Source organism: Enterobacter sp. RCC_40 (assembly GCF_041360735.1).
In the GTDB taxonomy this organism is placed as follows: domain Bacteria; phylum Pseudomonadota; class Gammaproteobacteria; order Enterobacterales; family Enterobacteriaceae; genus Enterobacter; species Enterobacter ludwigii.
The window spans coordinates 181-3,365 of sequence record NZ_JBFUPR010000012.1; the positions used below are offsets into that span (position 1 = coordinate 181).

General features: G+C 52.7%; 3 protein-coding genes and 5 tRNA genes. 3 read left to right on the forward strand and 5 right to left on the reverse strand.

Annotated elements, in window-relative coordinates; genetic code table 11:
• The 3 genes from AB6731_RS22355 to AB6731_RS22365 all read right to left on the reverse strand — a co-directional run bounded on the left by AB6731_RS22355 (window position 1) and on the right by AB6731_RS22365 (window position 298).
• A tRNA-Val gene (locus AB6731_RS22355) sits at window positions 1–76 on the reverse strand.
• Between the two features lie 29 nt (window positions 77–105).
• Window positions 106–181, reverse strand: a tRNA-Val gene (locus AB6731_RS22360).
• Window positions 182–222: 41 nt separating this feature from the next.
• Window positions 223–298 (reverse strand) — tRNA-Val (locus AB6731_RS22365).
• Window positions 299–556: 258 nt separating this feature from the next.
• On the opposite strand from AB6731_RS22365, the gene gltX reads away from it, so the two are divergent.
• The gene (gene gltX / locus AB6731_RS22370) at window positions 557–1,972 is read left to right on the forward strand and encodes a glutamate--tRNA ligase (RefSeq protein WP_014171074.1); all 1,416 of its coding nucleotides are present in this window, start codon (window positions 557–559) and stop codon (window positions 1,970–1,972) included.
• A gap of 44 nt (window positions 1,973–2,016) precedes the next feature.
• On the opposite strand, the gene AB6731_RS22375 is transcribed toward gltX, so the two are convergent.
• Both AB6731_RS22375 and AB6731_RS22380 read right to left on the reverse strand, forming a co-directional pair.
• Entirely contained in the window at window positions 2,017–2,409 is a 393-nt protein-coding gene (locus AB6731_RS22375; RefSeq protein WP_042866304.1) for a YfeC-like transcriptional regulator, read from the reverse strand.
• A 1-nt stretch (window position 2,410) separates the two neighbouring features.
• On the reverse strand, window positions 2,411–2,773 hold the full coding sequence (locus AB6731_RS22380; RefSeq protein WP_014171072.1) for a YfeC-like transcriptional regulator: 363 nt from the start codon (window positions 2,771–2,773) through the stop codon (window positions 2,411–2,413).
• A gap of 217 nt (window positions 2,774–2,990) precedes the next feature.
• On the opposite strand from AB6731_RS22380, the gene AB6731_RS22385 reads away from it, so the two are divergent.
• Window positions 2,991–3,066: transfer RNA gene (locus AB6731_RS22385), tRNA-Ala, on the forward strand.
• Between the two features lie 42 nt (window positions 3,067–3,108).
• Window positions 3,109–3,184, forward strand: a tRNA-Ala gene (locus AB6731_RS22390).
• Window position 3,185: the final 1 nt, after the last annotated feature.

Below are 3,185 nucleotides of genomic sequence, written 5' to 3' on the forward strand. Positions count from 1 at the left end.
TGGTGGGCGATGACGGGCTCGAACCGCCGACCCCCTCCGTGTAAAGGAGATGCTCTACCAACTGAGCTAATCGCCCATTTCGGAACTGCTGCGATAAGGTGAGAATGGTGGGCGATGACGGGCTCGAACCGCCGACCCCCTCCGTGTAAAGGAGATGCTCTACCAACTGAGCTAATCGCCCAATCTCAATACTTATCTACACTGCGAGTCTACTTAAGTAGATGGTGGGTGATGACGGGCTCGAACCGCCGACCCCCTCCGTGTAAAGGAGATGCTCTACCAACTGAGCTAATCACCCCCGCTGTGTGGAGTCGCATTATAGGGAGAGTTGAAAATGAGTCAACGCATTTTCTAAAGTTTTTATTCGTTCGTCGTAAAATTAAACAAAACGATCGCGAAACGGGCGATGACGCATGATTTCTAAACAAAAATCGCAAACTCCCTCACGATAAAGGGATCAACATTGAGGAATCCCCCCACAGTGATAGAATATTGCCCATTGTTTTTTTCCCAGGATTTGCCGATTGCCGGCATCTTTATAACGTAAGGCCATTTCATGAAAATCAAAACTCGCTTCGCGCCGAGCCCGACAGGCTATCTGCACGTCGGTGGTGCACGTACCGCTCTCTATTCCTGGCTTTTTGCACGCCACAACAAAGGTGAGTTCGTACTGCGTATTGAAGACACCGATCTCGAGCGCTCCACGCCGGAAGCAATTGAAGCCATTATGGATGGTATGAACTGGCTCAATCTGGAGTGGGACGAAGGCCCGTATTTCCAGACCAAACGTTTTGACCGCTACAACGCCGTGATTGATGAGATGCTGGTCGCGGGTACAGCGTATAAATGCTATTGCTCCAAAGAACGCCTTGATGCGCTGCGTGAAGATCAGATGGCGAAGGGTGAAAAACCGCGTTATGACGGCCGCTGCCGCCATGACCATAGCGAGCATGCAGCTGATGAACCGTGCGTGGTGCGTTTTGCTAACCCGCAGGACGGCTCGGTAATTTTTGACGACCAGATCCGTGGCCCGATCGAATTCAGCAACCAGGAGCTGGACGATCTGATCATCCGCCGCACCGACGGTTCCCCAACCTATAACTTCTGCGTTGTGGTTGACGACTGGGATATGGAAATCACGCATGTTATCCGTGGCGAAGACCATATCAACAACACCCCACGTCAAATCAACATCCTGAAAGCGCTGAACGCCCCTGTTCCGGTCTATGCGCACGTGTCCATGATCAATGGCGACGACGGCAAAAAACTGTCTAAACGCCACGGTGCGGTCAGCGTCATGCAGTACCGCGACGACGGCTATCTGCCGGAAGCGCTTCTGAACTATCTGGTGCGTCTGGGCTGGTCCAGCGGCGATCAGGAGATCTTTAGCCGTGAAGAAATGATCAATCTGTTCTCTCTGGGCGCGGTGAGCAAATCTGCGAGCGCGTTTAACACTGATAAGCTGCTCTGGCTGAACCACCACTACATCAATACCATGCAGCCGGAATATGTGGCGACATACCTGCAGTGGCACATCGAGCAGGCAAATATTGATACTCGTACTGGCCCTGAACTGGCGGAACTGGTGAAACTGCTCGGCGAGCGTTGCAAAACGCTGAAAGAGATCGCTGAAAGCTGCCGCTACTTCTATGAAGAGTTTGACGAGTTCGACGCGGACGCGGCGAAGAAGCACCTGCGTCCGGTTGCGCGTCAGCCACTCGAAGTGGTGCGTGACAAACTGGCGGCGATGACTGACTGGACTGCCGAGAATGTGCATCATGCCATTCAGGCGACGGCAGATGAGCTGGAAGTTGGTATGGGCAAAGTGGGTATGCCACTGCGTGTGGCAGTCACCGGTGCGGGTCAGTCTCCGGCACTCGATGTTACCGTTCATGCCATTGGTAAATCACGCAGCGTAGCGCGCATTAACAAGGCGCTGGATTTTATTACTGAGCGCGAAAATCAGCAGTAATAACGCCTGAACCATGAAAAACGGCAGGGAGACCTGCCGTTTTTTTATGCATTAAATTCAGCAATGCCGAGACGTGCAAGAAAGCCGCGTATCCCTTCACGCTTTAGTAAGGCATCCAGACGCTCCTGCTCAAGGTGCGTCATATTCTCCAGCGTCTCGATGATCCCAGGACGCAGAGTAGAGGAGGGTTCACTGTACAACGATGTCACCTCCGCCAGATGGTACACCGCCTGACGGTTACGGACAGCCGGGAGGCTCATGATGTGCTCCTTCACGCGGGCATCAATATGAATCAGCCGTGCACGTCCGCCTTTCACCCCATTGACACCCTCGGTTTTCCATCCCTGCTGGCGTATCCAGCGGTTCACCGTTTGCCGTGCAACACCCAAATTTTCTGCCAGCTCTTCGGTGGTCATTTTGCTACGGAATCTTTTCATATCAGTTCTGGTCGCGTATCCCTAAACGTTGCAACAATCCGGTAATCCCTTCCCGCAGTAACAGTGATGTCATCTGCCTTTGCTCTTCCGGCGTCATTTCATTTGCCAGCGTCAGGAGCAGGGAGTGAAGCGAGCCATCATGGCTGGCACTTTCTGGTATCTCAGACGTTTCACTTGCCCGGCGCGCGCTGCGGATAAACTCACGCACTTTTTCATTAACGTGCACCAGACGCGCTTTGCCGCCCTGGACTCCTGGTTTTGGCGATGTAATCCAACCCTCTTTGCGTACCCATTTATTGATGGTCTGGCGGCTATAGCCAGTGAGCAGGGCTAACTCTTCTGGCGTCATTCGTTCCTTGATCATGCAATTTCCTGAATATTCGTGGGGTTAATTAACGGCTCATTTTATAGCACCGTTTTAGAGGAAAATGTGACAGGCTTAACTCATGACTGCGAGCAGACTCGCAAAGTGATTCATTTGCATGATTTTTCGGCGATTGAACCGCCGTCATTGATTTTGCCGTTGACACTCCGCAGCGGAATTCATATTATGCCGCCCGTCAACATGACAGCTTTACGATGGGGCTATAGCTCAGCTGGGAGAGCGCTTGCATGGCATGCAAGAGGTCAGCGGTTCGATCCCGCTTAGCTCCACCACACTCTGAACCCAACAGAGTGCGGTCAGTAAAGTCAACATGTGGGGCTATAGCTCAGCTGGGAGAGCGCTTGCATGGCATGCAAGAGGTCAGCGGTTCGATCCCGCTTAGCTCCACCAA

What these genes read in the sequence shown, in the direction of transcription:
- gltX (WP_014171074.1), top strand. Translation starts at nt 557, where the DNA reads ATGAAAATCAAAACTCGCTTCGCGCCGAGCCCGACAGGCTATCTGCAC.
- AB6731_RS22375 (WP_042866304.1), bottom strand. Translation starts at nt 2,409, where the DNA reads ATGAAAAGATTCCGTAGCAAAATGACCACCGAAGAGCTGGCAGAAAAT.
- AB6731_RS22380 (WP_014171072.1), bottom strand. Translation starts at nt 2,773, where the DNA reads ATGATCAAGGAACGAATGACGCCAGAAGAGTTAGCCCTGCTCACTGGC.